Genomic DNA, 311 nt, shown 5'->3' with positions numbered 1-311 from the left:
CCACATCGGCCCGCGTACCGGCGACGAGCAAGCCATGCTCAACAGCCTCGGCTTCGACTCGCTGGAAGCCCTGAGCGCCAGCGTCATCCCCGACAGCATCAAGGGCACCAGCGTCCTCGGCCTCGAAGACGGCCTCAGCGAAGCCGACGCCCTGGCCTTGATCAAGTCCATTGCCGGCAAAAATCAGCTGTTCAAGACCTTCATCGGCCAGGGCTACTACGGCACCCACACGCCGTCGCCGATCCTGCGCAACCTGCTGGAAAACCCGGCCTGGTACACCGCGTACACGCCGTATCAACCGGAAATTTCCC

1 pseudogene is annotated in these 311 nt (G+C 63.3%); it reads left to right on the top strand.

From position 1 onward, the window contains the following. A pseudogene (locus KW848_RS31455) lies at positions 1-311 on the top strand (glycine dehydrogenase (aminomethyl-transferring)); the annotation flags it as partial.

Source organism: Pseudomonas sp. PDM25 (assembly GCF_019219045.1).
Classification (GTDB): domain Bacteria; phylum Pseudomonadota; class Gammaproteobacteria; order Pseudomonadales; family Pseudomonadaceae; genus Aquipseudomonas.
The sequence above is the reverse complement of the archived record's forward strand: the minus strand, read 5'-3'. Positions and strand labels throughout refer to the sequence as shown.